This window comes from Lysinibacillus sp. ACHW1.5, assembly GCF_022014815.1.
GTDB classification, from domain to species: Bacteria; Bacillota; Bacilli; order Bacillales_A; family Planococcaceae; genus Lysinibacillus; species Lysinibacillus capsici.
Genome location: NZ_CP091777.1, coordinates 1,960,250 through 1,984,828 on the forward strand (window position 1 = coordinate 1,960,250; position 24,579 = coordinate 1,984,828).

Genomic DNA, 24,579 nt, shown 5'->3' on the forward strand with positions numbered 1-24,579 from the left:
AGCTGTTCCTTTCATTACGTTGCCTTTTATTAAAATAAAAGCTTTGGCAATCCACTAAGATGCGCGATAACAGAGATTTGCCCAACATGGTAAGCTTCATGTGAGTAAACATGATGAAACAACCAGTTACATGTAGGGACGGAAGGTGGCGTCCAACCATCGGAAAACTTCGGCACCTCGACTATTTCATTGAGCTGCGATTCGTCTAATGTATGTAGAATGTCATCTGTATAATTTCTAATTTGAATATAGCTATCTAGTATTTCCTTAGGCGAACAATCATCGTGAAGGTTTAATATACAAGGATTTTTAAGTCCAATTTCATTCACCCAATAGTCTTCGCTACTTGATAAATGAGAAATAATCCATGCTACATTATTTGGATAAAAATCAGATGTCTTAAACCAAAACGCCTCATCAAGTGTCCTTAGGTAAGGTATTAACGTTTTCCTTAGATCATTACGATATGGAAATAGCACATCTATACATCCTTTCTTTTATTAATAGGTTTATTGTAAAGGAGCAAGCACAGGATAGGAAATGAATCCTTTTTTCTCAGATTAAAAGAGGTCTGGAATATTAAAAAAATCACCTAGAGGAAGGTGATTAGATCGGATTGATTTTAAGTTCTCTTAGAATTAAAAGAACGCCCACTCCATACACGATAGAAATGGCTAAAGGTACAAGTGTGAAGGCTTGATCAACAAAGAAACCACCTAAAATCAGGGCAGAAAAGCAGACACCTAGAGTCACAAATAAATAAGCCTTACTTTTATAAATCCATATGTATGGCAGAAAATGAGAGCCTGCAAGTAAACCAATTGTAAAGGGAAGATATTCAGGTATGTTCATATACACAATGATAAATACAGGTATGTAAAAAGCTTGAGGAGCGGCAACGATTCCTCCTAACGTCCCTAAAGGATTGCCAGTAGCGTTTAAATTAATCCCAAGAATTTTACTAATGCCTAAACCAATAGGGAAAATGGCACCTAAGCCAAATATCCAACTTAAACGAACCGCTTCGATTGGCAAAACTAAGGGCATTAGAGTAAAAAGTAAAAAGACAACCGCACCAGAAAGTAAAATGGGAAATCCCTTTTTTACTTCAACAATCATTTCCTTTTGTAAATCTTCCAGTGTTTTATCCATCAACGCACCATCCTTCATGAAATAAATAGAATATAACCTATAATATACCAGTATATTTCTATTTTTACCACAGATGATTTGAAATGGAGTTTTTTGTAAAGTTTGAAGGTGATCGAATCCTATGTCCCCCGAAAAATTATGAAGACAAAGATAATTATTAAAATTGTTGAAAACACTTGTAAAGAGAAACGAACATTAGCAATCATTCCTTTCAACTTTCTTACATTTTAAATACCTATGGAGATTTGACAATATTGATTTTGGGGTTACAAAAACGCCATCTTCTCAAACATCAAACATGGCTAAAGGTTACTCGCTTTTTTTTTGTCTCAATGTTAGCATTGTAGAATATTGGAGGTATCATATGGGACGAGATAAAAAATTTTCTGAACAAGACCTTTGGCATCATACGCATCAGCTTTTGCTATCTGTTGGATATCAAGGGTTTACAATGAGCTTGCTTGCACAAAGTATCGGTGTATCAAGGGCCGCAATTTATAAACAATATCCAAATAAAGAAGAACTTATTATTCAATTTATGGTTTGGCAAATGGAAAAAAGCATCGAGAACCTTTCAAATGTTAATTTTTCGCAATCATTTGAACAACAGCTTGAGGACTTACTTGTTCGTATGTTTGATATGCGCGACCTACATCAAATTTTAGGATTCGCCTCACAAATTAATGACGTATCGCTGGTTGTGAAGCAAAAAAAGGAAGTATTAAATAACATGCATGGTGGACTTTACATACCACTTCAACAAGTAATTAAACAGGGGAAGGAAGAGGGGATAATTGCAGAAGATCGTAACAACTTTATTTTGCTTAGCTTCATTTTTCAATTGATTGACATGCCAAACCATCTCAATATGCCTATAGAAAGCTTTTTAAAGGAGATCAAATTGCTTATTTTACATGGTATTTCAAAATAAGTAACAAGCGTGTCACTTATTTTAGTTACACAGGTGTAACTTTTGTGTATAATGAAAAAGAATTCATATTTAGCAGGATTCAATCTTTGCTCATATGAATTCTATTTCTAATATGGAGGCTACATCATGTTTTTAGCACTAAAAGAATTAAAATATGCGAAGTTCCGCTATGTAATGATGACCACAATTATCATTTTAATCGCATGGCTCGTGTTCATTTTATCAGGACTTGGCAACGGTTTAGCGACTTTGAGTGCCGCTACACTGAAAAATATCGACGCAGAATACGTTGTCTATGAAGAAACAGCAGGGGCTACATTCGCAAAATCGATCCTGTCAGAAAATCTGCAAGATGATTTAGAAAAACAAAAAAATGTAGATAAAGTCGCTGCGTTTGGCGCTTCTACAATAGCAGTCGGTAAAACAAAGTCAAAAGATGCCGATTCGAAGGAAGATGTCGCATTTTTAGGCGTTGAGCCAGACGCATTTTTTATGCCAGAGGTAATCGAGGGTGAAAAATTATCATACGACAACAAAAAAGGTGTTGTTATTAACGATACGTTAAAAGAAGCAGGCTACAAGATTGGTGATATTTTACTAGTAGCAAACTCTGACATGAAATTAGAAGTGGTAGGTTATGTAAAAGGTGAAACCTATAATCACTTACCTGCTATTTTCACAGTACTGGAAAACTGGCGTGATTTTCAATATGCAGCTCCTGGCTTTGACAATGATACGGACAAGGCTGTACAAGCTTTCTTCCTAAAGGCTCCAAACTTAGAAGATCCATCTACTATCGACAAAGCCGTAAAAGATGTTGAAACGGTAACAAAGAAAACAGCAATCAACGGTATGCCTGGTTATAAAGAAGAAAACGGCACTATTATGATGATGCTTGCTTTTTGTATCGTTATCTCTGCATTCATTATTGCTGTATTCTTCTACGTCATTACAATGCAAAAGACACAACAATTTGGTGTCATGAAAGCAATTGGCGCTAGCAATGGTTTCATCGGTAAAGCAATTGTTGCACAAGTAGCGATTCTATCAGTATTAGGTATCGTTATTGGTATCGTCTTCACATACTTAACGGCTAAAATTTTACCAGAGGGTATGCCATTTGACTTAGAACCGACCTTAATCATTACCTATGCGATTGTTTTATTAATTATTGCATTATTAAGTTCAATTGTTTCTGTACGTCAAATCGTTAAAATCGATCCATTAACAGCATTAGGGAGAGTGGAATAAATGGCGCTATTATCATTACAAAATGTTTCTAAAAGCTATAAAGAAGGCGCTAGCACTGTCCAAGCATTAAAGCAAGCAACACTTGAAGTAGAAGCTGGGGAGCTAGTAGCCATTATCGGTCCATCAGGTTCGGGTAAAAGTACACTACTTTCAATTGCAGGCGCTCTATTACAGATGTCAGAGGGTACTCTAGAAATTAACGGCAGGAATATTGTTCATCTTTCAGCAAAACAATTAGCAAGTTTCCGTTTAAAAGAGCTTGGTTTCATTTTACAAACATCTAACTTAGTACCTTACTTAAATGTACTTGATCAATTACTACTGGTGAAAAAAATGGGTGGTAAAGTGACAAAAGAGGATAAAGAGTTTGCAAAGCAACTACTTACAGAGCTTGGCTTAAGTGATAAATGTAAAAAAATGCCGAATGAATTATCAGGTGGTGAGCGTCAACGTGTTGCGATTGCACGCGCATTCATGAATAACTCAAAAGTGATTTTAGCCGATGAACCAACTGCTAGCCTTGACTCTAAACGGGCACTTGAAGTCGTAAAGCTTCTTGCCAAAGAAGCAAAAGAACGTAATAAAGCTGCCATAATGGTAACCCATGATGAACGAATGCTACAGTTCTGTGACCATGTATATCGTATGGAAGATGGCGTGCTCACGCAACAATCTTAATCAATACAAAATAGAGGCTGGTATAAAACTCTAGCTTTCATCAAAAAGGACTCGTGCTTTTGTGTCAGTAAAAGTGCGAGTCCTTTTCGTTATAGAAAGGAATATTAAATGATTTTTATTGTTTAAACGATCAACCTAAACTAAGAAAAACATTTAATGATTATGCACGGGTATCAAGCCTCTTCAAAAACTGCTACACAGGTCATTGGGATGGAATGCTACAATAGACGAAGGATGCTCTGTATGCTTTAAAGCCTATGACGGATTATGCTAGGCTGCATAATAAAGGCGGATTTCATGCGTTTACGCCTGATACAAAGGAAGGAATAGCAGAGAGCCGAAACTTTTGCTCACTCTATGGCATTGATGTGGAAGCTGCCACAGGTTTATCCAATGGGGCTTTTACCTGTTATTTTTTAAATATAAATGTTTTTAATCAAGAGTACATATTTAAAAAAGCTACCTTCATATTGAATATGCCATTTTCAATATAAAGGTAGGATAAAAAAATTAATATTTGACTTTAGTGATAATAGGGGTTTCAACTCTACTATTCAATTTTTGGAATAGCCAGATAGCAAGGAATAAAGCCATGCTTACAGTACCAAAACCGACCCAATTCAAATTTAGGACAGAGGTATGACTGATGACAAACCCGCCTAATGCAGACCCCAGTGCAAAACCGAATTGGATAAAGGAGGTATTTATGCTGAGGGCAATGTCTGGATTTCGAGGTACTAGTGTAACAAGGAGGAGCTGCTGGGCAGGAGAAATACTCCAAGTTGCTACCATAAAAATCATTAAAATCAAGATCAATACAAAGAGATTGATACCAGCTAGTGCGAATAAGAGGAGCGTTACTGCTTGTAACAGCAATCCAAAACAAATGGTAAAACGCGAACCCTTTGCATCAGCCAATTGCCCGCCCACTTTTGAGCCAAGAAAGCTACAGATGCCAGCTAAAAATAGAATGCCACTAATTTCGGTCATAGAAAGAGGGGATGTGGCTTGCAAGAAAGGCGTAATATAAGTAAATAGGGTAGCGTAGCCACCGACATAAAATAAAGTAATCGTCAGGGCAGTTAGAATTTTTGAATCTTTTAAAATCGAAAGCTGCGACCTGAGTGTAACAGCTTCTTCCTCCTTGATAACTGGAATTTTTTTATAGATGATAAGCAGTGGAAGAATAGTTAATAAACCGATCAACATAAATAAAACTCTCCATCCAACTATTTCGCTAAAAAATGTGCCAATTGGAACACCCAGCACGAGCGAACTACTTAGTCCCATCAAAATGATGCCGATAGCACGGCCTCTTCGTTCTTTTTCAACTAATCGAGTAGCTACTGCCATGGCTACCACTGTAGCAATTCCTCCGCTAACCCCTTGAATAATTCGTATCCCTAGTGCGTATTCAAAAGAAGAGCTGATAAACATGAATCCGTTACTAATAATGAACACACTAACGGTAGCCATAAGCAACTTTTTGCGATCCACATTGATCGTGAGCGCAATGAGAATTGGAGCGAAAATGGCTGCTGCTAGGGCAAATAAAGTCACTAATAACCCAGCTTCTGAAATCGTTACTCCAAAGTCGACGGCAATCATTTCAATAACGCCTGTGATAATGTACTCAACGGTTCCGATTAGGAAAACAATGAGTGATAAAACATAGATAATCAGCTTATTTTTCAACTCAATTCACGCTTCCTTCAGCTATTTATAATAGGTATTTGTATCTCCATTAATTGCACGTTTTGGGTTGTAGATAATGGTAAATAGATTTCTCTACCTGGTTCGTTTTCCTTGACTTGATAGTTATTTTCTACAATCCAGTTAGCTAAATCAACACAGGCTGTACAAGCAAAGTTAGAATCTGAACGAAAGGTCATTGTGGCCATCATTGGCTCAGGAGGAAGAGTCCGTAGTTGAAATGTGTCAGGGAATGATGAAAGCTCCTTGGTTAAAAAATAGCCGACTTCAAATTCAAACTCGTCTTCTTTCTCCTCTATTTCTTTCCATAAAACAACCTGAGGACTTTGAGCTAATTGGCGCATTTCCTTTGTGAGTAATTGATTAAATGTACGAAACAGATCTGGAATATCTTCTTCGCTCCCGCGTGCTTTCAAAGAAAGGAATTGCTGAGCATCCACTGCCTTGATGCGGATTTCTTGATCTGATTCCACCTGACCCTCTCGTTCTAAAAGTTGCATACGTTCTTCAATTCGTGCAAGCTTGGCCTGTTCCGTCTGGATAATATGTTGAATCTCACTTTTTTTCAGCTTAAACATCCCTTGTATATCTTTTAACGAAATATCTTCGTGGAGCAAACGTATAATTTGTGGCAAGGTAAACCCCAATTCCTTATAGAGAAAGATCCGATTGAGCTCTAGTAGCTGGTCTGCTGAATAGTATCGGTAGCAAGTATCATGGTCCACCTTTCTCGGCTTTAATATGCCAATCTGATCATAATAGCGCAATGTTTTTAAGGATACTTTGCTTAGCCTAGAAAATTCACTGATTTTAAACAAAATATCACCTCCAATCTAATAACTTAATGCAAGTATACAGTTTCCTGTGCAGGGGAAAGTCAAATGCTTTTTAAATAACCTTACTACAATCTAATGTAGTAAGGCGCTTGTGAATATTTCAATGAATGTTAAATATACAAATAACAATAATAATATAATTAAAAACAATTATTATTTATTGTTAATCAATAAATTTCGTGTTAAATTTATAGTGTCATTAAATAAGTGAGGTGCTTTCAATGAATGTTAAACCAGGTTTAACATCTTTTTTAAAGGTAATAATTCTTCTGGCTGGGATGGCCATTCTTGCCCTATGTATATTTTTTGTACCTCCTATGGCTCATTTCGCATCGAGTTTGTATCCGAATTTTTACCCAATGAATTATCTCATTTTCATTGTGATGTATGGATCGGCTGTACCTTTTTACATTGCTCTCTATCAGGCTTTTAATCTTTTACGGTACATTGAAGCGAATACAGCTTTCTCGGAATTATCTGTAAAAGCATTAAAGTACATAAAGTGGTGTGCGATAATAATCAGTGGCTTGCATGTCTTAGCTTCACCACTTTTTCATTTTATAACAAACAAAATGGATCCTCCTTTTGGAATAGTGGGACTCCTCATCATTTTTGTTTCACTAGTTATCGCCATTTTTGCGGCTGTCCTCCAGCGGCTTATACAAGAAGTGACGAATATAAAATTAGAAAATGATTTAACGGTCTGAGATGGATGATATGGTGATATTAGCCAAACGAAAACTGCTCATAGAAGAGATGTAGAACATATCAGTTAGAATTCGGAATCCTATGGAAGTTTAATAGTGACGCAAGTAAATTTCTAGATAGATATGTAGTTTAATTTTTTAAGGGGGCTGATCCACTTTTATTCTACTTTTGCTATACTTTATGAAATTGAATAGTATAGGAGGCTATAAAAGTGGATTGGAAGATAAAAAAATTTGAAGAATTAACAGTAAAAGAACTATATGAGATACTGAAGGTTCGTGCGGAAGTTTTTGTTGTAGAGCAAGAATGTGTCTATCAGGATCTAGATTCAAAAGACGAAAATGCTTATCATTTATTTGGTGAAGACCAAGGAGAGGTAGTTGGGTATTTAAGAATTCTACCCAAAGGAATAGCATATCAAGAAGCAGCAATCGGAAGAGTGTTAACAAAGCAAACCTACAGAAAAAAGGGATTGTCTCTGGAAATGGTTAAAAGAGCAATTGATTATATTCTAGATGATATTGGAGAAGACGCAATCCGCATTTCTGCGCAGGCATATTTGCTAAAATTCTATGAGGGCTTCGGATTTGAAAAGACATCAGATGTTTATTTAGAAGATGGAATAGAACATATAGAAATGCTATATAAAAGGCTGTAATTATCAGACACCTTGCGTTTAAAGAGGAGGATAGCCCTCGAATAGCAGGATAGAATTCTAAAAGTGGAGGATAAAACTGAAAAAGTAGCGGATAGAACGCTCAAAGTGAGGGATAGCCCTCGAATAGCAGGATAGAATTCTAAAAGTGGAGGATAAAACTGAAAAAGTAGCGGATAGAACGCTCAAAGTGGAGGATAGCCCTCAAGTAGAAGGATAGAATTCTAAAAGTGGAGGATAAAACTGAAAAAGTAGCGGATAGAACGCTCAAAGTGAAGGATAGCCCTCGAATAGCAGGATAGAATTCTAAAAGTGGAGGATAAAACTGAAAAAGTAGCGGATAGAACGTTCAAAGTGAGGGATAGCCCGCAAATTAGGAGGATAGCCCTCAAATAGCAGGATAAAATACTAAAAGATGATAAAATAGCAGATTAACAAATTGTAAAAATTGAGCGCTATCCGAGCATAAGGATAAGCGCTTTATTTTTTTCTTGAACTTTTAAGCCCTTAAACTAGTATTTAACCTTCAACCCTAGTAATGAAGCAAAACCTATGGCTTGTTCAGTAGAGACTTCACACCCATTTAAACTTTCTGGAGTTACTTGAAGTCTTTTAAATTTACATGTACTGATGTCTATTCCTTTTAAGGGAGTTTGAGAGAAATCAACATCATTTAGATCACTTTCCTGAAACGCTACTTTATTAAGTAAACAATCATAAAAATTCGCACCTTGCAGGGAGGTGCTATCAAATAGCACTTGTTTAAAGCGCACTTCGGGGAAATTGCATAAGTTTGCAAGGCAATTTTCAAATGAAACATTGCCGAGGTTTGCTTCAGTTAAATTCAACCCTAATAATTTACAGTTTTTGAAGGCCACTCTATGAATGATGCCTTCACTTAAGTTAGTGTTAGATAAATCACAGTTTTCAAAAATGACGTCCGTTAAATCAATTTTTTGAAAGGTACAATCGATGAATGTGACATTTTTAAAGATAACATTAGAGACGATTAATCGTTCAATATCCTCGTGAGCAATGACCGTATCCGTAATCTTGCAATTTGTTAAATAGGGTTCCTCCTCATAAAAAATATCCTGAAAATTTGCTTTGTCAAGATTCGGGGATATTTTTGGTGATATAAGTTGGAAATTGTATGACATATTAGCACACCCTTCAAATATAAATAAAAGCTTCTCCTATTTAGTATAAGTGCAAACCTAAAATAAGAACACCGTCTATACGGTGCTCTTATCTGGTTTATACAAAGGATTCACCATCTTACTAAAAACGGAGGCTAGCACCTGTTGAAACAGCATACCGAACACAACAGGCATGGCGACTTTACCTGGAAAGTACGTTGTGGCTACGATGACACCGACTGCAATATTTCTCATGCCACCAGTAAAAACAAAGGTTGCCATTTGTGGACCGTCTTTTAACAGATATCGACCAATGAGGTAAGCAAATAGATAGCCTGATACTGCAAGGAAGAACACTAAAAGCACCACGAAGAAGAGATGCATGTTGATATCCTTTAAGTAGGGAGCAATGGCACTGCTATTAATCAGTATGACAGCAAATAAACATAGCTTTGAAAAAGGAGCAAGTTTTTTACCGATTTTTTGAGGGATGGCTCCTTTCGAAAGTTCATTCACTAAGATACCTAAAATCGTGGGTAAGACAATCATCCATAGTAAATTCAGAATCAGGGATGCCACATCCAACTCAATTTTTTCACCCGAAACGATATAGAGGATGGAGGGGAGGAGGATGGGTGAAAGGAGCGTATCAATTAAAATAATTGATAAGCCTAACGGTAAGTTCCCTTTGCAAATATTGATCCAAATAACACTCGTTACACCTGTTGGAAGTGCAACTGCTAAGACAAAACCAACAGTCAACAAATGGTCATCGAACAAAACAGTGGATAAGAAATAAGCCCATAAAGGCATCAAGAGATGAAGAAAAAGGATGGAGAATAAAATGAGAACTGGATGCTTCATGAAAATTTTTACATCTTTAAATTTCATATGTAAGCTTCCTGAGAATGTCATGAAGGCAAATAGCCAGGAGACGAGGAATAATAAATGATGTCCAATACTTTCTAAGAATACACCTACAATTAAACTTAATGGTGTCAGGATCGCAATGTATTTTTGGAGAAATACATTTAGTTTTTCTAACATACAAAGACCTTCTTTTTTTATCTGATTTTATCACTTTTATTATAATCGTAGGTAAATTTACCGCAAAAAAAGCAGAAGATTTACTCCTGCTAAGAATTTACATGTTTTTTATTGGTTTCTTTAGTGAACGGCATCCATACAATGCCTACAATCAATAAAATATTACCTGTCCACCTAACCCATAAATAATAAGGCTGGTCTTTTAAAAAGTACAACGAAGCTAGGATAATAACCATCCCAATACCAATCATTAATTTTAAATAAATCGGAGTTTTTGCCATTCTCCTGCCTCCTTTCTATCTTTTCATGAATATGTATCTATATCACTTTTTTTCCTATCCAATGCGCAGTAAAGACAATGGGGAAAAATAGTATGCCAAAAGGCAGGCTTATCAAAACGATATGCCAAGTAAGGATGCCACTAGTAAACAAAGATTTAAATAAAATAATGCTATAGGGAATAATGATGATGGCTGATGTTATAGCTCCTGGAGTAACAGAACGAAATAAGAGCGATTGTCCAATATGGGTAAAAGCATGGATAAAGAAAACAAGTGTAACAGCTGTGAAAAAATAAATAGTAAAAGCAGCCCCGTTTAGAAAATAGTAGTTAGCCAGAATGGTAGAGAGACTGACAAACAAGAAGATAAATAAGACAGCAACTGCAAATTGTGCGGTGCTCATTGAAAATTGTTTTACCACTTTATCGGCTATTTTTTTGGGTAATCTTTCATACAGCTTATGACGATTATGATGTAACCATTTCTCTACCATAATAATTTCTTCAAAATCGTGAATAATAAATAAAATAGGAAACAACCAAATTAGTGTTTGAACATTCAACCATTCCATATGAATACCTCTCTCCTTATCTCTATGCTTGAAGTGTGACTGAAAATACCATATTTATATAATATATGTTAATAATAACATATTGAAAATAGAAAAAGTTGTAAGCAATTATTGAATCTAATTAAAAAGAAATCGGGGATGAAGCTGTGAGTGAAATCGATAAACGTAATAGACTAAACAAGGAACCATTCTCATATCAAACGACAAAAAAGGGGACTGTCGTTATTTATTATGAAGGGAAGCAAATTAAAATCGTCAAGGAGAAAGAGGCTGAGCGTCTACTAGCAAAAATTCAGCAGGTGGAGGGGCAGATAAAGGAAATCCAGCTATTGTTAGCTAAAATGACGGGAAATTTTAAACGAGGTAACGAGAAATTGGCTAAACATAAAAAGGGAATGAAGGCTGAAAAAGGTTTATTGAGATAATAATTATGCAAAGCTAATAGTAACATATTGAATTGGTTTTTCCTTTTTAAGGCAGGCGTTAAGGGGGTTATTACGATTATTTACTGTATGGTTCTCTTTTATAAAAATACAAGCACTTGCTTTGTCCAATGAGAAGGGAAGATAAATTAACGCACAATTAGCGGATTTGAATTTTTTGTTAATTATTAGCTCATTTTACCATTTTGTCGATAACCTGTGTTATTCTATATTAGAATAATAAATTAGGAGGCGGTAATATGTATTACAGCAATGGTAACTATGAAGCTTTCGCACGTCCTAAAAAACCTGAGGGAGTCGATAAAAAGTCTGCTTATCTGATTGGCTCGGGACTAGCCTCACTGTCAGCAGCATGTTTTTTAATTCGTGATGGCCAAATGAAAGGTGAGAACATTCATATTCTTGAAGAGTTAGATATTTCAGGAGGAAGTCTAGATGGCATACTTAATCCGACGAGAGGGTTTATTATTCGCGGTGGACGAGAAATGGAAGATCATTTTGAATGCTTATGGGATTTATTCCGTTCCATTCCTTCGTTAGAAGTAGAAAATGCTTCCGTTTTAGATGAATTTTACTGGCTTAATAAAGAGGATCCTAATTATTCAAAATGTCGATTAATGAAGGATAGAGGCCAAAGACTTGAGGATGATGGCAAGTTCACTTTATCAGACAAATCCTCAGAAGAAATGATTAAATTATTCTTTACGCCTGAGGAAAAATTAGAGGACAAAAAAATCACAGATGTTTTCTCAGATGAATTTTTTGAATCGAATTTTTGGCTCTATTGGTCTACAATGTTTGCGTTTGAAAAATGGCATTCTGCGATGGAGATGCGTCGTTATATTATGCGTTTCATTCATCATATTGGCGGATTACCAGATTTATCGGCCTTAAAATTTACAAAGTATAATCAGTATGAATCGCTCGTGCTGCCAATGATTAAATACTTAGAAAGTCATGATGTTGATTTCCAATATAATACGGTTGTAGAAAATGTTTTAGTTGATAAGGTAGGAGACAAAAAAGTAGCTCATACATTGGTGTTAAGAAAAGATGGTGTGAAAAAGAATATTGAACTAACAGAAAATGAGTTAGTGTTTGTGACAAATGGTAGTATTACAGAAAGTACAACATACGGGGATAATAATACGCCAGCCCCTATCAATAAAGATTTAGGTGGCAGCTGGTCCCTGTGGAAAAATATCGCTGCCCAAGGTGAAGAGTTTGGTCGACCAGAAAAGTTCTGCGATAATCTGCCAGAGGAAAGCTGGTTTGTTTCAGCTACCCTTACAACATTAGATGATCGAGTGGCTCCATATATTGAAAAAATCAGTAAAAGGGATCCATACGCTGGTAAGGTTGTAACAGGAGGGATTGTCACAGCTACCGATTCTAATTGGATGCTAAGCTATACATTGAACCGCCAACCTCACTTTAAAAATCAACCAAAGGACCAGTTAGTTGTTTGGATTTATGGCTTACTTTCAAACAAGCCAGGTGATTTTATTAAAAAAAGTATCACAGAATGTACAGGCATTGAGATTGCACAAGAGTGGTTATACCATATGGGTGTACCAGTGGATGAAATTCCAGACATTGCACAAAATTCTTGCAATACGATTCCATGCTATATGCCTTACATCACTTCTTATTTCATGCCAAGAGCAATGGGTGATCGTCCACTTGTTGTGCCAGAAGGATCAGCTAATTTAGCCTTTATTGGCAACTTCAGCGAAACAGCAAAAGATACAGTCTTTACTACGGAATATTCCGTAAGAACGGCGATGGAGGCGGTCTATCAACTATTAACGATTGACCGAGGTGTGCCAGAGGTGTTTGCGTCTGCCTTTGATGTTCGCACATTATTAGCATCAACGGCTCGTTTGCTGGATGGTAAAAAACTAACAGATATTGATGCACCATTTATCTTAAAGCAAATCGGTAAATTGGGTATTCATAAAACAAAGGATACAATCATCTATGATTTACTGAAAGAAAGTAAACTAATATAGTGTTAAAAAGAGACAAAGCAGTTTGAGGGGCTTTGTCTCTTTTTTTATAGCCAGTCTTTTACATAGGCAAGTAAACCGATAAACGCACCTACCCCCATGCCAATAAAGACAGGCACTATGAGGTTGGCTTTCTTGTGTACGGTTTTCATTTCTTCCATTGAAATCCCTTCTTTCTCATCACATACTTAAAATTCTAAGCGCATCGTCTGGTTCGTATCCTTGAATCCGTGTTTTTCATATAAGGATTTAGCGCCTTTATTTTCAGTCAATACATTTAACTCCAGATAGTCCAAGTGACGATAGGCTGCCCATTTTTTCGCTTCTTCTAATAAAGCAGATCCAATTCCTTTATTTTGGTAACGCTTGCCAACAATCACATCCACAATAAAAGCATATTTGTGTTCAACCAAGCAAGTATAGGGTGGGGTCGTCGTTTCTTTAATAAGCAAAAAGCCTACTACTTCGTTCTCGAATGTTGCGATTAAAATATCTGAATCATCTTCAATGATCGTAAACCTGATAAAGTTGGCATCTTGTTTGGCAGGTTTGATATATTTAGGTTGAAGAATTGACATCTCTAAAAAAAGCTCTTGGTATAAACGCTCAATTTGTGGAATTTCATCGAGCGTTGCAGTTATTATTTCCATACTATCCCTCCGTCAGTTTTAGTATCATAGTAAGTAATATTTTACATTAATGGTTGATTAATAGAAAGGAGAAGGCACATGAGGTTATGGCATATAGATTTAATTGCGTATCTACCAAAAGGACAACTACTGTCGCAGTGGAGAGAGCTAAATAGCATATTTGCGAAAGAGGATCAGCATATACTGATTAATTATATATACGAATACCCAAAAGAAGATTTGTATTTGTATACAGAAAAAGTCATGGATGAAATGAAGAAGCGGGGTTATCAAATTCGAACCTACGAAAAAAAGAATAACTACTTTAAGGGTTTGGGCCCAGTAAAGGATAGGAGACCCTTTCAACAGCATCATAATCAGGAATATCTTGAAATATGTTTTTTTAATTTAAAGGAGAAATTTATAAGAGGTCAGAAGGATTATGAAGAGGAATTGTATCAGCAATTATGCACCTATATAAATAACGTGCTTTAACTAGGAGGGTTATACATGTTAAGAGCGATTATATTTGATGTAGATGGAACGATTTTGGATACAGAGCAAGCGATTTTACAGTCATTGCAAAGAACCTTACGAGAAGAAACACAACAGGACTATCCCTTTGAGGCATTACGATTTGCTTTAGGCATCCCAGGAAAAGATGCATTGCAGAGGCTTAATGTGGATGACATAGAGGCTGTGCATCAGAAATGGTCTGCGGCTGTGCTTGATTTTTCAAATGAAGTGGCTGTTTTCGAAAGTCTAGAGGAAGTTATTCAGCACCTTGCAACAAAGCCACTACAATTAGGGATTGTCACTTCTAAAACAGCGCAAGAGGTAGTGGATGAATTTGAGCCGTTTGGGTTAAGTGAGTATTTCCAGCATATTGTAAGTGCCAGTGATACGGAAAAGCATAAACCACACCCAGAGCCGCTGTTAAAATGTCTGGACGCATTACAGGTAGCACCAGAAGAGGCCATCTATATTGGTGATTCTATCTATGATTTCCAATGCGCAAAGCAAGCAGGCACCAAATTTGCCCTTGCCCATTGGGGAGCCAAATCCACCATTGGCTTTGAGGAGGCAGATTACGTTTTTTATGAGCCAAAGGATATTTTAGCAATCGTTAAGTAGCATGAAAAATAGAAGATGGTGTCCTAGATTTCACACCATCTTTGCCTATGAGGAAGGTAAATAGTTAAGAAGGTTAAGACAGTCAAATTCCTTAAATCTACACTCACATGAGATAAAATAATCGAGCGTAAGCTTTTTGCTTTTAGATAAGTAATGACCCACACGATACCTGCTATGGATAAATAGATATACAAATGATAGGATTTACTAGCATAAGAACAGGTGGTAATTTAAAAAAGGTCTGCATCAGTAATTTTTCCGAAGGATGAAAAAGTTAATGATACGATTATTCAACACATAGTTAAAGATTTTATAAAGAATGTTTCTAAAGCAGAAAAGGTAACATTGAGTTGCGAGGTAGCCCTTATTACTTTATAGAACAAACAGACTTTATCGATTCAAAGCAAGGTTTTTCTTTTAGTCTCTGTTAGTAATGATATCTGGCCCGCTCTTATGTGGAGCATCGGCATCATGGTCATCGCATATTTTTTCGCCATTAAACAATTTAAACGCCAGTTAGGCTAAATTCGTCATTATTAAATAAGCCATACGAAAAAGTCGATTTCTTATTGTATAGGAAATCGACTTGTTCTCGCTTCTATTCAATCTATATGGATAAAGCCAATGCTAATTTCGAAAATGATTTCGTGCTAGAAGGGTTGCTGACTGATAGTCAGAAGGCAAATCATCCTCAAAATAAATCGCCTCTACTGGACAAACTAATTCACAAGCTCCACAATCAATGCAAAGATCTGGATCAATTACATATTGGGTATCTGTCATAACAATGCAATTTACTGGACAGACATCCAAACAGACAGCCGCTTTTTCATCCCTGCATAATTCTGTAATTACAAATGCCATTATAAATCCTCCTATACAGACAACTGGTGTTTTAATTCTTCGGGTGAGTGTTTCCAATACGCTTCATTAAATTCAGATAAAAACTGAAAAAGTAGCCTTTTTGAATGACTATCCATATGCTGCAAGTGAAATTTCCCTTTCAGTGCCTTATCTAAAAAATTTACCTGCTCTGGCAAAGATTTATAGCCAAGCTTAATACGACGTTCTTCTTTTGATACCCGTACTTCACTTGCGGTACATCCCGCATAATAGGGGCCATTTTGATTAACCTGAATCGCTACCCAAACTATCCAATAACGATAATAATCGCTACTAGCATGAGCTAGATCAGGTGAAAAACGAACTTTTTTTTCAATTTTACTTCGTCCGTGTAAGGCTTCTAAATCTATAAACACGTGCTCTTTTTCACAATCTATAATAATTGACGTTACATTATTTAGATCAAGGGTACCTACTCCGTAACCTCCATCTCCGTCAGTTGAATCGTTACTTAAAATTGTAAAATGCATTTTCTCTTTCATAGAAGTCACCTCGACACATTTGTATTTCCTTATTAATAAATAGTTAATCGGTCTGAACATACAGTTTTTGCTCATAGCAAAACGCATAAAAAAAACATCACTGTACGCTACGTTGTACAAGATGTTCTACCTGTTGGTAATTTTTCAAGTACAAATCTAACAAACACATTACGTATAGTTTTATAAATTAAGATACTTGAACGTTTTAGTAGTAATTTTTTTCTATACGTAATGGTTGTCTAGGATTTTTCCTCATACTTTTATCGTTAAAAAGTATAAATACAATATAACGTCTAACATCAATGATTGTCTTCAGACTAATGTCTGAAATGTTATGTATTGGAAATTTAACGATAATACAGTGATTGGACCTTTAATTAGCAGAAGGTTGTTGCTATAAATTTTGCCATTCCGTTTTAATTGGTAGAAACCAAGCAGCTGAAAAGGAACTAAGACTCCTGAAAACAGCTATTTTTTCTATAAAGGAAAAAAATTGCTTGTTGTTGTAACAATAATAGTGTACGATACATAGTATAAGTTATACAGTGTATATCATATAGTAAGTGGAATTGAGGTGAGTGAATGAATACGTTACTGAATTCATTAATGACAGAACTTAGGAGAGGAACACTGACATTAGCCGTTTTAAGTCAATTACGAACACCGCAGTATGGATATTCACTTGTTCAATTATTGGAAGATTCGGGCATTAACATCGATCAAAGTACCTTATATCCATTGCTTCGCCGTTTAGAAAAACAAGAGTTAGTGACAAGTAGCTGGGAAACCTCTGAGAGTAGACCCCGCAAGTATTATGTCTTAAGTGAATTTGGATTAGACGTCTTTTTGCAATTGAAACGAGAATGGATTAATAATTCAAAAGAACTTTATGAGCTACTAAAAGGAGATGAGGATAAAGATGAATCTGACTGAAATTTATATTCAAGAAGTCACGCGGAGGCTCCCTGAAAAAAATCGTGAGGATATCGCACTTGAGTTACGATCAACCATTGGGGATATGCTGCCTGATGATTACAATGAGCATGATGTAAAGGAAGTGCTGGAAAAGTTAGGGAATCCAGCGGCGTTAGCGAGCGGTTATCGTGATCAACCAATGCATTTAATCGGCCCTCGCTATTTTGATGTATACCTCTCGTTACTAAAAATGATTATTCCCATTGCCGCTGTCATTGCGGTAATCTCAATGATTGCTGAATATTTTATTAGTTTTGGCGGGGAAGAGGCGGTTATGAATGCTGTCCTCAATATGATGGGTGAAGGAATATGGAGAATCATTGAAGTAGGCATACATGTCTTTTTCTGGCTAACGGTCGTATTCGTCATTTTGGAACGTACTGATAAAGGAAAAGAGCAGCATCCATTATCAGCAAGTCTTAAAAAATGGACTCCCGAAGATCTGAAAACCGTCATTTATATTCCTAAGAAAAAGGCAATTACCAAGCTTGAAGTATTTGGCTATTTAATGTGGACGGCCATTTGGGCAACTTTTTATTTTTATGCAAATCATCTTTTAGGTATATATGAAGATGGTGGAGAGGGTCTCGAATTCGTAATGCCAGCTTTAAATCAGGATGTTTTACTTCATTATTGGCCTATTGTGATCGTTGTCATTGCTCTCGAAATTGGCTTAGCTCTCTACAAACTACTGAAAGGGCAATGGACGAAAAAGGTGGCAATCTTTAATACAATTGTGGAGCTTTTCGCAACCGTTGTATTCATTGTGATAGTAAGTAATCCGAATTTTATGAACCAAGAAAGTATCGCGTACATGAGTAATTTATTTACCACCTCTACTAAGCAATTTGAAATATGGCTAATTGGCGGCATAATCATTATATTTGTTGTATCTGCGACAATCAGTATATTCGACGGCTTCCGCAAGGCTCGAATCCGTTAATTCATCGTTGTTTATCAACCATGGATACTTTACTTAAAGATGGCCTCCGTATAGAGCCATCTTTTTCTTTTCAAATCTATGTAGGATGAAGTGAAATTACATAAATAAACAGTGGGGGAATTAAAATGGATTTACTAATTGGAATAGCAATTGTACTAATTGTGTTTTTCTCTTCAAGCATAATAGAGAGAAAGTTAAAATCGATTGAAAGGCAAAACAATCGCATAATAGAAATACTAGAAGAAATAAGAGATAGAAAATAAATAGATCGTCTAGGAACAGCGAAATTTAGTATTACGATGAAATACCCCATCAAAGTAAGACAAGCTTTGATGGGGTGCTTTTATGATTCACAGATAAAAAAATCGCATGACATTCAATAAAGGGACAAGCCCATGATTTTAATGAGAAGGTATTATTCAGGCGGATATTTATACGTTTTGAGATGTGTGTGATGAATCAATTTAACATCAGGTCCTGAAGAAATTTCATAGGTCATTCGATCCTTTCCAATAGGAATCCATTGTCCGCCATCCGTAGGTTCAATTTCAAATGTAATTTGCATTTGAAAGCCTCGGAAATGATTTCTTTTTGTATCAATTACTTCAATTTTCCAAGGCGTAATATGAGGGGAAACATCCTTTCTAATCTTTGAATAATAATTGGTCAAATCTTCGTCAATATAAGGAGTAAGCAAAAGCATGAGCATATCCTGCAATCTCAGCTCGTTAGAATCCTGTGTTAGTTCAGCTGTTGAAGCGGGTATGGTTTGAAATGAAGTAATTAGTACAAGGGAGAATATAAAAAACAGTAAAATCTTTTTCATTTTCTTCCAAACACCTCTTTGTGATCTTTCCCTAATGCATTGTATTGTTACCTTTATGGAATGAAGTATGTATGATTGAAGTAAAAGTGTTCGAGTATAGGTTATACAAACAATTGAAGATATTTTCTGACATGACGATTGACAAAAAATAAGGAGTGATACGGTTCATCATAATAAATGGTGTGGAACCAATCATTTTGTCGGAGCCTTCTATATTTTGACCAACATAGGTATTCGATAGAAAATTTAAAATAACCTCTAACATAAATCTACGTCCCATCATAACGAATTAATTTTATATTGGATGGCGATGACGTGTGCAATAGGCAAAAAATAGAAGGGGCACGGATAGAAGTGCCCCTTAGTAACAAATCGGGAGGTGCCATGTTAAACGAATCTGTTTAACACTACTTCTATTTATATGATAAGATTACTTGGTTTTATAGACCATCATCTTGCATATGCTAAAATTTACGCATCATAGCGAAGAATGGCTGTTATCCAGTCCTTTACTAATAGTTGCCATTGGAGCTGTGAACTATCTAAGGGAAGAGAAAGACTTTGCAGCTCTTTAGGGAGCAAGTGTATTTTATGACGTATTATTTCATTGTCAGGTGATTCTGTATCAATAAATAAAAGATAGCGTCCGATTAAATCTTCCTTATACATAGATGGATAATCAAGGGCTTTTAATACACGTGTAGAAAATTCCACACCATTTATCCTTACTTCAAAATGTCCCCGCACATTAAATTCACAGTGAATATGTGTACCAGATAATCGACGTAGCGCTTGTAGGAAAGCAGCTAATGTTCTTTCACTAATGAAAGAGGTTTTCCAATAGTATTGACTTTCTTCATGTTTACTTGAATTAGCATCATATGTATCATATCTTATTTCTAATGTTTCTTCGGCTTCGTCAGATTCTTTCCTAGTGAGGTAGTGCCGAGCAATTTTTTTAATGGTGTGATGATCTAAGTCACATCCATAGCTGAGAATAGTTACTTGTCTACGCTGTGCTTTGGCAAATAACCGCATTTCTAAATTTGCATCACTATTTAAATCCCAGCCATAGCGTGGATTGTAATGAATACACGTACTTTTGTTCATTGCGACCTCCTTTTTGCCATGTCTACTAACATTATAAATAATTTTGTCTAATTTTCCCTATTTTTCTTTTAAAAATGAAACTTTTGGATTTTAAGTTTCGTATAAACTGGAAAATACTTTTTTAGGAGGTAATTATGGCTAAATGGAGAGGCACAATCCTTCTTTGTACATTGCTATTAACAGCCTGTACAGCAGAAACCGTTCAACCTAAAGACCAAATACAGGAAGAGCAAAACGATGAAAATATAGTGGTCACAAAGGATGGCAAAATAACCTTTGAGATTAAGAATGAGATTGGTGTTCCACCAGAAAAAGTAGAGGCTATAAAGGATGAAATTGTAACAGCATACGACCACATAAAGGCTTCTATACATACTTCCTACACGCCATCCGAGCACATAAACGTATGGTTTAAGGAAGACGGTCTATCCTGGGGGCTTGCATCGAAAATCGAACTAGTTGGCGTTCAAGAAGATTCTTATCCACTTGTCCATGAAATGACCCATTCTTTACTTGGCTATGGCAACAATTTTGGATCAGACCATGGCTATTTTACACAAGAGGGTTTTGCAAGTTATATGGAGGAGCAATATGGGAAAAAAGAACAATTTTCCTTTGAAAAATTCATGAAGCATTATTTGGATTCAGATAAGTTAATTCCTATTAGTAAGTTAATTGATCCAAATCAAGATGATGTCTATTTTCGCCCAGCACTTTCAAGTGAAGAACAGAATCGAGTCATGATGGAGATGAGCTACACGCATGCGGCATCATTTGTTAAATTCTTAATTGATACCTACGGACTCGAAAAGTTTGAACATATATACAACGAGAAAGAACTAGCGCAAAAATTAGAGGAAGTTTACGGGAAGAGTAGTAGTGAGTTAGAAAAGGAATGGTTAGCATTTATTCAACAACAACAAGGATTTACGCATGAGGAAAAGTTAAAATCGGGATTCTTTTATGATATGAATACAACTCTTCTTCAAATAGATCCAAAATATTTTGCCAATGAATAATATTTTCTAAATTATTCAAGTAAACCCAAGTGCTCTTTATTCGGAGCTCGTGGGTTTACTTGTGTATGAATTCGGATGAAACTGTCTATGTAATAAATGAACGCCCAGTAAAATGAACAGACCACCAATGATTCTTAATAATATATTTTTGAGAAATACAGTATCGTCAACCGTAATGACAATCAACATAGGGCCAACCATAATCAATGCAATGCCTAACAATGCTTTAATTACTCTCATCATGTAAAATTCACCTCAAATTTACCATTTCAGATTTGATTATCGCACGATTGTCTGAAAAGGAAAAGGGTCACTAGGCTGGTAAAGTGACCCTAATAAAATAGCTAGTATGACCTTACAGAACTTAGGAGTCTGTAAAAGGGTTAGGTGCTAATTGGGATGATTAGTACATGAAAGAAGCGCCAACAATAATTAAAAGAATGAACAGAACGACGATTAATACGAATGTTGAACCGTAATAGCCGCCACCGCCAGAGTCGCCGCCATAATAGCAGCTGTTGTTCATGTTACCTACGTTTCCATTGTATCCCACTGAAAATCCCTCCTTTCTACAACTTATAATATGTATGCTTGCAGAAAGGAGAAATGGTATTTACCCTATGGTTCTAAAAAATGCTGAAAACATTCTTGTAGAAGAAGGTTTTTTATTTACTTAATTTTTATTTTTTTACATAATTAGAGAGTAGTGTTAGATTTACAAGTGAAGTTAGAAAAGAAAGTGGGCGTTACATGCTACGGGAAAAGCTAAAGCAAAAAATCATAAGTGAACCAACCGAATGTATGGCTTATTTAACAGAATTAGTGAAGTCAAATCGAATTTATGATGGGGAAGTATTGGCAATCATTATAGATATTATAAAAAATGGACCTGATCAATTAACCAACACACAGTGGGATGTTTTGTTAGATAAGGGTTTATTACCTGATCTCTATGTAGAATGTGATAGCTGTGAAGATACCATTCCCTGGTCAGAAATGTACCGTGCGATCTTCATAGCGAGAGATCATTATTGTCCCTTTTGTAGATATATAGAAAATAAAGAGAATACAAGGTTATTAGACTAGGATGGTAGAGGCAACAATGAAATGGTTCATGATAACTGCCGAATGGCTATTGTTTTTATATGTGGTAATTTGTCTATTGAGCTTTAACATAATTCACCTTGGAAACCTTCTCTATGTGGATATGCCGCATGAAGAAGCGATGACTGTGACAACATCCTTTGCGCAGACCTCACTGTTCATTATAGGAATAGGTGCTGTTTGTTTCTACTATATGAAGTATTTAAGGGGGAGTAATGCTTATAAAAGGTCAAAGGCAGTGATCTGGGGAAGTCTATTTACCTGCCATGCATTGGCAAGCTGCTTTTATTTGTTCATGCGATATGGGCTGATATGGAATCGGCATGAAGCAATGGAGCTTTTATTATCGACGATCATTAGTTTCATTTTAACCATTCAGGCAGTTATGAAATATTACAGGTGTTAAAGGACCGAAACTGGATTGTGTATAAAATGCAGGATATAGGTGAGAAATATGAAAAGAGGATTTAAACGCATTATGTTAATTATATTTACAATTATCATTTCATTATTTGTGTTGATTCTTACTTTGAGTTTTATTAATCATAAAATACAATTATCAAAAGAAGAGGTACGATTTGTTCCAACTGGGCAACTTGTAGAAGTTAATGGTCATCAAATGCACGTTTATACAGAAGGAAAAGGAGAAGATACCCTTGTTTTTATGTCTGGTGGTGGTACGAGCTCACCTGCATTAGATTTTAAATCACTTTATACTTTGTTAAGCGATAAATATAAAATTGTTGTTGTTGAAAAAGCAGGTTATGGATTTAGCGAAGTCACAGATATTGACCGAGATATTGATACAATTCTAGCTGAAACAAAAGAGGCACTTTTTAAATCAGAAATTGAAGGTCCATATATTTTACTCCCGCATTCGATGTCTGGCATTGAAGCCTTGAAATGGGCGCAAGATTATCCTGATGAAATAAAAGCTATTATTGGATTAGATATGGCTGTTCCTGCTGTATATGAAGAATTATCTATCAATATGTTCCTCGTTCGATTAGGTGCTTTTACTGCTAAGACTGGTTTGACCAGATGGATTCCAAATCTATCGGAAAGTGATGCAATAAAATATGGGAATTTAACAGATGAAGAGAAAGTGTTGTATAAAGTAATTTTTTATCGAAGAACATTGACTAAAGATATGGTTAATTAAAAGCAAATGCGCAAAAAGTCAAAGAAGCTGGAATCCCGAACATGCCTATGCTTTTGTTTTCATCGAATGGTGTGGGGACTGGTTTTGACAATCAAAAGTGGAATGGAATTCAAAATGACTTTATTAATAGGATTGATAAAGGTAAATTGATAGAGTTAGATTCATCTCACTATATTCATAGTATTGACTATGAGCGAATAGCTGAGGAATCAGAGGCCTTTATAGAAAGTTTACATCGTTACTAGCGGAGCGCATTAATTAACTAATATTGAGTTGCAAATGCAGCTCTTTTTTCTTTATTAAACTAACGGAGTAGTTTAGTGCTATAAGAAAGTAATATATAAGGAGGCCACATGAAAAAATAATATTATTTTTTTCCCTACTAGCTGTTTAGTTAGTTACTTCGGGTTGTTTGAATGAAATGGGTGGGCAAAAAATAACTGTACAGAAACGAACTGGTGAAGAAAATATTTTTGAAGACTTTAAAGAAGTCAATCAAAAAAAACAAGTGGAAAAAGCGATTGAAATAGTGGAAAATGCTAATTGGATAAATAAAAAAATAGAAATGGCACGCTATGCTGACTACCAATTTCAATTTCCATTTAAGAACAGTAGCGAAATCGCTTTGGGTTAGCCAAAATGGTGAAAATTTAGAAATTGTTACGGATAGTGATAATTATGTGAAATTAACAAAGCAAGATTCAGAAAATCTCTATGAAGTTTTAATAGGGGAAAAATTAATAAAATAATGTCATGTCTTAAATACGCTTCAACTAACAAAGTCTTAACCTTAACTTAAAGACCAATGGTAGTTTAGTTTGAAGAGCTTTGTTTGACTTGCGTCCAACAAACAGGGCCAGATTGCTGAATAACATTCT

General features: G+C 35.7%; 32 protein-coding genes and 1 pseudogene. 19 read left to right on the forward strand and 14 right to left on the reverse strand.

From position 1 onward, the window contains the following. Positions 1–29 precede the first annotated feature (29 nt). Both L6W14_RS09500 and L6W14_RS09505 read right to left on the reverse strand, forming a co-directional pair. A complete protein-coding gene (locus L6W14_RS09500; RefSeq protein ID WP_237900556.1) occupies positions 30–479 on the reverse strand; it encodes a DinB family protein in 450 nt (149 codons plus the stop codon). 127 nt (positions 480–606) lie between these two features. After that, complete coding sequence (locus L6W14_RS09505) at positions 607–1,152, reverse strand: DUF7010 family protein (RefSeq protein ID WP_131519983.1); 546 nt, start codon at positions 1,150–1,152, stop codon at positions 607–609. A gap of 364 nt (positions 1,153–1,516) precedes the next feature. On the opposite strand from L6W14_RS09505, the gene L6W14_RS09510 reads away from it, so the two are divergent. The 3 genes from L6W14_RS09510 (at position 1,517) to L6W14_RS09520 (ending at position 4,012) form a co-directional block, all read left to right on the forward strand. After that, positions 1,517–2,083, forward strand: coding sequence for a TetR/AcrR family transcriptional regulator (locus tag L6W14_RS09510; RefSeq protein ID WP_048393822.1), 567 nt, complete (start codon positions 1,517–1,519; stop codon positions 2,081–2,083). Between the two features lie 126 nt (positions 2,084–2,209). Next, entirely contained in the window at positions 2,210–3,334 is a 1,125-nt protein-coding gene (locus L6W14_RS09515) for an ABC transporter permease (protein ID WP_237900558.1), read from the forward strand. Then, positions 3,335–4,012, forward strand: coding sequence for an ABC transporter ATP-binding protein (locus L6W14_RS09520; RefSeq protein WP_131519984.1), 678 nt, complete (start codon positions 3,335–3,337; stop codon positions 4,010–4,012). A 510-nt stretch (positions 4,013–4,522) separates the two neighbouring features. On the opposite strand, the gene L6W14_RS09525 is transcribed toward L6W14_RS09520, so the two are convergent. Further along, positions 4,523–5,707, reverse strand: a complete 1,185-nt coding sequence (locus L6W14_RS09525) for an MFS transporter (RefSeq protein ID WP_237900560.1) — start codon at positions 5,705–5,707, stop codon at positions 4,523–4,525. A gap of 17 nt (positions 5,708–5,724) precedes the next feature. Continuing rightward, entirely contained in the window at positions 5,725–6,543 is an 819-nt protein-coding gene (locus L6W14_RS09530; RefSeq protein WP_237900562.1) for a MerR family transcriptional regulator, read from the reverse strand. A gap of 239 nt (positions 6,544–6,782) precedes the next feature. Here L6W14_RS09530 and L6W14_RS09535 point away from each other — a divergent pair, with 239 nt between their 5' ends. Together L6W14_RS09535 and L6W14_RS09540 are read left to right on the forward strand one after the other, a co-directional pair. After that, entirely contained in the window at positions 6,783–7,268 is a 486-nt protein-coding gene (locus tag L6W14_RS09535) for a DUF2975 domain-containing protein (RefSeq protein WP_237900564.1), read from the forward strand. A gap of 212 nt (positions 7,269–7,480) precedes the next feature. Then, a complete protein-coding gene (locus tag L6W14_RS09540; protein ID WP_237900566.1) occupies positions 7,481–7,927 on the forward strand; it encodes a GNAT family N-acetyltransferase in 447 nt (148 codons plus the stop codon). Positions 7,928–8,436: 509 nt separating this feature from the next. Here the strand turns inward: L6W14_RS09540 and L6W14_RS09545 are convergent. From L6W14_RS09545 to L6W14_RS09560, 4 genes are all read right to left on the reverse strand, one after another. Beyond that, positions 8,437–9,084 (reverse strand): pentapeptide repeat-containing protein, encoded by a 648-nt coding sequence (locus L6W14_RS09545; protein ID WP_131519989.1) that lies wholly within the window; start codon positions 9,082–9,084, stop codon positions 8,437–8,439. Between the two features lie 75 nt (positions 9,085–9,159). Beyond that, on the reverse strand, positions 9,160–10,110 hold the full coding sequence (locus tag L6W14_RS09550; RefSeq protein WP_237900568.1) for a bile acid:sodium symporter family protein: 951 nt from the start codon (positions 10,108–10,110) through the stop codon (positions 9,160–9,162). An 89-nt stretch (positions 10,111–10,199) separates the two neighbouring features. Further along, on the reverse strand, positions 10,200–10,391 hold the full coding sequence (locus L6W14_RS09555) for a hypothetical protein (protein ID WP_054549391.1): 192 nt from the start codon (positions 10,389–10,391) through the stop codon (positions 10,200–10,202). 37 nt (positions 10,392–10,428) lie between these two features. Continuing rightward, positions 10,429–10,962 carry an HXXEE domain-containing protein gene (locus L6W14_RS09560; RefSeq protein ID WP_237900570.1) on the reverse strand — a complete coding sequence of 178 codons (534 nt, stop codon included), beginning with the start codon at positions 10,960–10,962 and terminating at the stop codon, positions 10,429–10,431. A gap of 146 nt (positions 10,963–11,108) precedes the next feature. Between L6W14_RS09560 and L6W14_RS09565 the strand changes: the two genes are divergently transcribed. Both L6W14_RS09565 and L6W14_RS09570 read left to right on the forward strand, forming a co-directional pair. Continuing rightward, entirely contained in the window at positions 11,109–11,387 is a 279-nt protein-coding gene (locus tag L6W14_RS09565; protein WP_131519992.1) for a hypothetical protein, read from the forward strand. Between the two features lie 257 nt (positions 11,388–11,644). Then, positions 11,645–13,417, forward strand: a complete 1,773-nt coding sequence (locus L6W14_RS09570; RefSeq protein WP_066038265.1) for an oleate hydratase — start codon at positions 11,645–11,647, stop codon at positions 13,415–13,417. Positions 13,418–13,602: 185 nt separating this feature from the next. On the opposite strand, the gene L6W14_RS09575 is transcribed toward L6W14_RS09570, so the two are convergent. Further along, entirely contained in the window at positions 13,603–14,064 is a 462-nt protein-coding gene (locus L6W14_RS09575) for a GNAT family N-acetyltransferase (RefSeq protein ID WP_237900572.1), read from the reverse strand. Between the two features lie 78 nt (positions 14,065–14,142). Between L6W14_RS09575 and L6W14_RS09580 the strand changes: the two genes are divergently transcribed. The 3 genes and pseudogenes from L6W14_RS09580 to L6W14_RS09590 all read left to right on the forward strand — a co-directional run. Further along, entirely contained in the window at positions 14,143–14,538 is a 396-nt protein-coding gene (locus L6W14_RS09580; protein WP_237900574.1) for a pyrimidine dimer DNA glycosylase/endonuclease V, read from the forward strand. Positions 14,539–14,553: 15 nt separating this feature from the next. Next, a complete protein-coding gene (locus L6W14_RS09585; RefSeq protein WP_131519996.1) occupies positions 14,554–15,177 on the forward strand; it encodes an HAD family hydrolase in 624 nt (207 codons plus the stop codon). A gap of 378 nt (positions 15,178–15,555) precedes the next feature. Next, positions 15,556–15,702: pseudogene (locus L6W14_RS09590) on the forward strand (ABC transporter permease); the annotation flags it as partial. A gap of 102 nt (positions 15,703–15,804) precedes the next feature. On the opposite strand, the gene L6W14_RS09595 reads toward L6W14_RS09590, so the two are convergent. Together L6W14_RS09595 and L6W14_RS09600 are read right to left on the reverse strand one after the other, a co-directional pair. Continuing rightward, complete coding sequence (locus tag L6W14_RS09595; RefSeq protein WP_131519997.1) at positions 15,805–16,041, reverse strand: DUF362 domain-containing protein; 237 nt, start codon at positions 16,039–16,041, stop codon at positions 15,805–15,807. Positions 16,042–16,052: 11 nt separating this feature from the next. Beyond that, positions 16,053–16,562, reverse strand: coding sequence for a YwhD family protein (locus L6W14_RS09600; RefSeq protein WP_131519998.1), 510 nt, complete (start codon positions 16,560–16,562; stop codon positions 16,053–16,055). Between the two features lie 582 nt (positions 16,563–17,144). Here L6W14_RS09600 and L6W14_RS09605 point away from each other — a divergent pair. From L6W14_RS09605 to L6W14_RS09615, 3 genes are all read left to right on the forward strand, one after another. After that, the gene (locus L6W14_RS09605; RefSeq protein ID WP_237900576.1) at positions 17,145–17,495 is read left to right on the forward strand and encodes a PadR family transcriptional regulator; all 351 of its coding nucleotides are present in this window, start codon (positions 17,145–17,147) and stop codon (positions 17,493–17,495) included. Beyond that, positions 17,482–18,480, forward strand: coding sequence for an HAAS signaling domain-containing protein (locus L6W14_RS09610; protein WP_237900578.1), 999 nt, complete (start codon positions 17,482–17,484; stop codon positions 18,478–18,480). The genes L6W14_RS09605 and L6W14_RS09610 overlap by 14 nt, the downstream gene beginning before the upstream one ends. A gap of 125 nt (positions 18,481–18,605) precedes the next feature. Beyond that, entirely contained in the window at positions 18,606–18,743 is a 138-nt protein-coding gene (locus L6W14_RS09615; protein WP_004228528.1) for a hypothetical protein, read from the forward strand. Between the two features lie 152 nt (positions 18,744–18,895). Here the strand turns inward: L6W14_RS09615 and L6W14_RS09620 are convergent, their stop codons facing one another. Together L6W14_RS09620 and L6W14_RS09625 are read right to left on the reverse strand one after the other, a co-directional pair. Then, a complete protein-coding gene (locus tag L6W14_RS09620) occupies positions 18,896–19,306 on the reverse strand; it encodes a DUF3888 domain-containing protein (RefSeq protein ID WP_131520000.1) in 411 nt (136 codons plus the stop codon). 471 nt (positions 19,307–19,777) lie between these two features. Further along, the gene (locus L6W14_RS09625; protein WP_237900580.1) at positions 19,778–20,416 is read right to left on the reverse strand and encodes a hypothetical protein; all 639 of its coding nucleotides are present in this window, start codon (positions 20,414–20,416) and stop codon (positions 19,778–19,780) included. A 134-nt stretch (positions 20,417–20,550) separates the two neighbouring features. Here L6W14_RS09625 and L6W14_RS09630 point away from each other — a divergent pair, with 134 nt between their 5' ends. Further along, on the forward strand, positions 20,551–21,435 hold the full coding sequence (locus L6W14_RS09630) for a gluzincin family metallopeptidase (protein WP_131520002.1): 885 nt from the start codon (positions 20,551–20,553) through the stop codon (positions 21,433–21,435). A 403-nt stretch (positions 21,436–21,838) separates the two neighbouring features. Here the strand turns inward: L6W14_RS09630 and L6W14_RS09635 are convergent, their stop codons facing one another. After that, positions 21,839–21,961 (reverse strand): YjcZ family sporulation protein, encoded by a 123-nt coding sequence (locus tag L6W14_RS09635; RefSeq protein ID WP_081456919.1) that lies wholly within the window; start codon positions 21,959–21,961, stop codon positions 21,839–21,841. A gap of 224 nt (positions 21,962–22,185) precedes the next feature. On the opposite strand from L6W14_RS09635, the gene L6W14_RS09640 reads away from it, so the two are divergent. The 5 genes from L6W14_RS09640 to L6W14_RS09660 all read left to right on the forward strand — a co-directional run bounded on the left by L6W14_RS09640 (position 22,186) and on the right by L6W14_RS09660 (position 24,335). Next, on the forward strand, positions 22,186–22,521 hold the full coding sequence (locus L6W14_RS09640; protein ID WP_131520004.1) for a hypothetical protein: 336 nt from the start codon (positions 22,186–22,188) through the stop codon (positions 22,519–22,521). A 16-nt stretch (positions 22,522–22,537) separates the two neighbouring features. Next, on the forward strand, positions 22,538–22,945 hold the full coding sequence (locus tag L6W14_RS09645) for a hypothetical protein (protein WP_237900582.1): 408 nt from the start codon (positions 22,538–22,540) through the stop codon (positions 22,943–22,945). A 48-nt stretch (positions 22,946–22,993) separates the two neighbouring features. Continuing rightward, on the forward strand, positions 22,994–23,701 hold the full coding sequence (locus L6W14_RS09650) for an alpha/beta fold hydrolase (RefSeq protein ID WP_237900584.1): 708 nt from the start codon (positions 22,994–22,996) through the stop codon (positions 23,699–23,701). A 41-nt stretch (positions 23,702–23,742) separates the two neighbouring features. Then, complete coding sequence (locus L6W14_RS09655) at positions 23,743–23,946, forward strand: hypothetical protein (protein ID WP_237900586.1); 204 nt, start codon at positions 23,743–23,745, stop codon at positions 23,944–23,946. Between the two features lie 176 nt (positions 23,947–24,122). Beyond that, positions 24,123–24,335, forward strand: a complete 213-nt coding sequence (locus L6W14_RS09660) for a hypothetical protein (RefSeq protein WP_237900588.1) — start codon at positions 24,123–24,125, stop codon at positions 24,333–24,335. Positions 24,336–24,579: the final 244 nt, after the last annotated feature.

Bases quoted from the DNA above. Each gene is read 5' to 3' on its own strand.
- L6W14_RS09520 (WP_131519984.1), top strand. From the start codon at position 3,335: ATGGCGCTATTATCATTACAAAATGTTTCTAAAAGCTATAAAGAAGGC.
- L6W14_RS09585 (WP_131519996.1), top strand. From the start codon at position 14,554: ATGTTAAGAGCGATTATATTTGATGTAGATGGAACGATTTTGGATACA.
- L6W14_RS09550 (WP_237900568.1), bottom strand. From the start codon at position 10,110: ATGTTAGAAAAACTAAATGTATTTCTCCAAAAATACATTGCGATCCTG.
- L6W14_RS09560 (WP_237900570.1), bottom strand. From the start codon at position 10,962: ATGGAATGGTTGAATGTTCAAACACTAATTTGGTTGTTTCCTATTTTA.
- L6W14_RS09650 (WP_237900584.1), top strand. From the start codon at position 22,994: ATGAAAAGAGGATTTAAACGCATTATGTTAATTATATTTACAATTATC.
- L6W14_RS09640 (WP_131520004.1), top strand. From the start codon at position 22,186: ATGCTACGGGAAAAGCTAAAGCAAAAAATCATAAGTGAACCAACCGAA.
- L6W14_RS09625 (WP_237900580.1), bottom strand. From the start codon at position 20,416: ATGAACAAAAGTACGTGTATTCATTACAATCCACGCTATGGCTGGGAT.
- L6W14_RS09615 (WP_004228528.1), top strand. From the start codon at position 18,606: ATGGATTTACTAATTGGAATAGCAATTGTACTAATTGTGTTTTTCTCT.
- L6W14_RS09595 (WP_131519997.1), bottom strand. From the start codon at position 16,041: ATGGCATTTGTAATTACAGAATTATGCAGGGATGAAAAAGCGGCTGTC.
- L6W14_RS09580 (WP_237900574.1), top strand. From the start codon at position 14,143: ATGAGGTTATGGCATATAGATTTAATTGCGTATCTACCAAAAGGACAA.
- L6W14_RS09645 (WP_237900582.1), top strand. From the start codon at position 22,538: ATGAAATGGTTCATGATAACTGCCGAATGGCTATTGTTTTTATATGTG.
- L6W14_RS09635 (WP_081456919.1), bottom strand. From the start codon at position 21,961: ATGAACAACAGCTGCTATTATGGCGGCGACTCTGGCGGTGGCGGCTAT.
- L6W14_RS09630 (WP_131520002.1), top strand. From the start codon at position 20,551: ATGGCTAAATGGAGAGGCACAATCCTTCTTTGTACATTGCTATTAACA.
- L6W14_RS09655 (WP_237900586.1), top strand. From the start codon at position 23,743: ATGCCTATGCTTTTGTTTTCATCGAATGGTGTGGGGACTGGTTTTGAC.
- L6W14_RS09600 (WP_131519998.1), bottom strand. From the start codon at position 16,562: ATGAAAGAGAAAATGCATTTTACAATTTTAAGTAACGATTCAACTGAC.
- L6W14_RS09620 (WP_131520000.1), bottom strand. From the start codon at position 19,306: ATGAAAAAGATTTTACTGTTTTTTATATTCTCCCTTGTACTAATTACT.
- L6W14_RS09570 (WP_066038265.1), top strand. From the start codon at position 11,645: ATGTATTACAGCAATGGTAACTATGAAGCTTTCGCACGTCCTAAAAAA.
- L6W14_RS09575 (WP_237900572.1), bottom strand. From the start codon at position 14,064: ATGGAAATAATAACTGCAACGCTCGATGAAATTCCACAAATTGAGCGT.
- L6W14_RS09515 (WP_237900558.1), top strand. From the start codon at position 2,210: ATGTTTTTAGCACTAAAAGAATTAAAATATGCGAAGTTCCGCTATGTA.
- L6W14_RS09605 (WP_237900576.1), top strand. From the start codon at position 17,145: ATGAATACGTTACTGAATTCATTAATGACAGAACTTAGGAGAGGAACA.
- L6W14_RS09505 (WP_131519983.1), bottom strand. From the start codon at position 1,152: ATGGATAAAACACTGGAAGATTTACAAAAGGAAATGATTGTTGAAGTA.
- L6W14_RS09545 (WP_131519989.1), bottom strand. From the start codon at position 9,084: ATGTCATACAATTTCCAACTTATATCACCAAAAATATCCCCGAATCTT.
- L6W14_RS09535 (WP_237900564.1), top strand. From the start codon at position 6,783: ATGAATGTTAAACCAGGTTTAACATCTTTTTTAAAGGTAATAATTCTT.
- L6W14_RS09510 (WP_048393822.1), top strand. From the start codon at position 1,517: ATGGGACGAGATAAAAAATTTTCTGAACAAGACCTTTGGCATCATACG.
- L6W14_RS09660 (WP_237900588.1), top strand. From the start codon at position 24,123: ATGGGTGGGCAAAAAATAACTGTACAGAAACGAACTGGTGAAGAAAAT.
- L6W14_RS09610 (WP_237900578.1), top strand. From the start codon at position 17,482: ATGAATCTGACTGAAATTTATATTCAAGAAGTCACGCGGAGGCTCCCT.
- L6W14_RS09555 (WP_054549391.1), bottom strand. From the start codon at position 10,391: ATGGCAAAAACTCCGATTTATTTAAAATTAATGATTGGTATTGGGATG.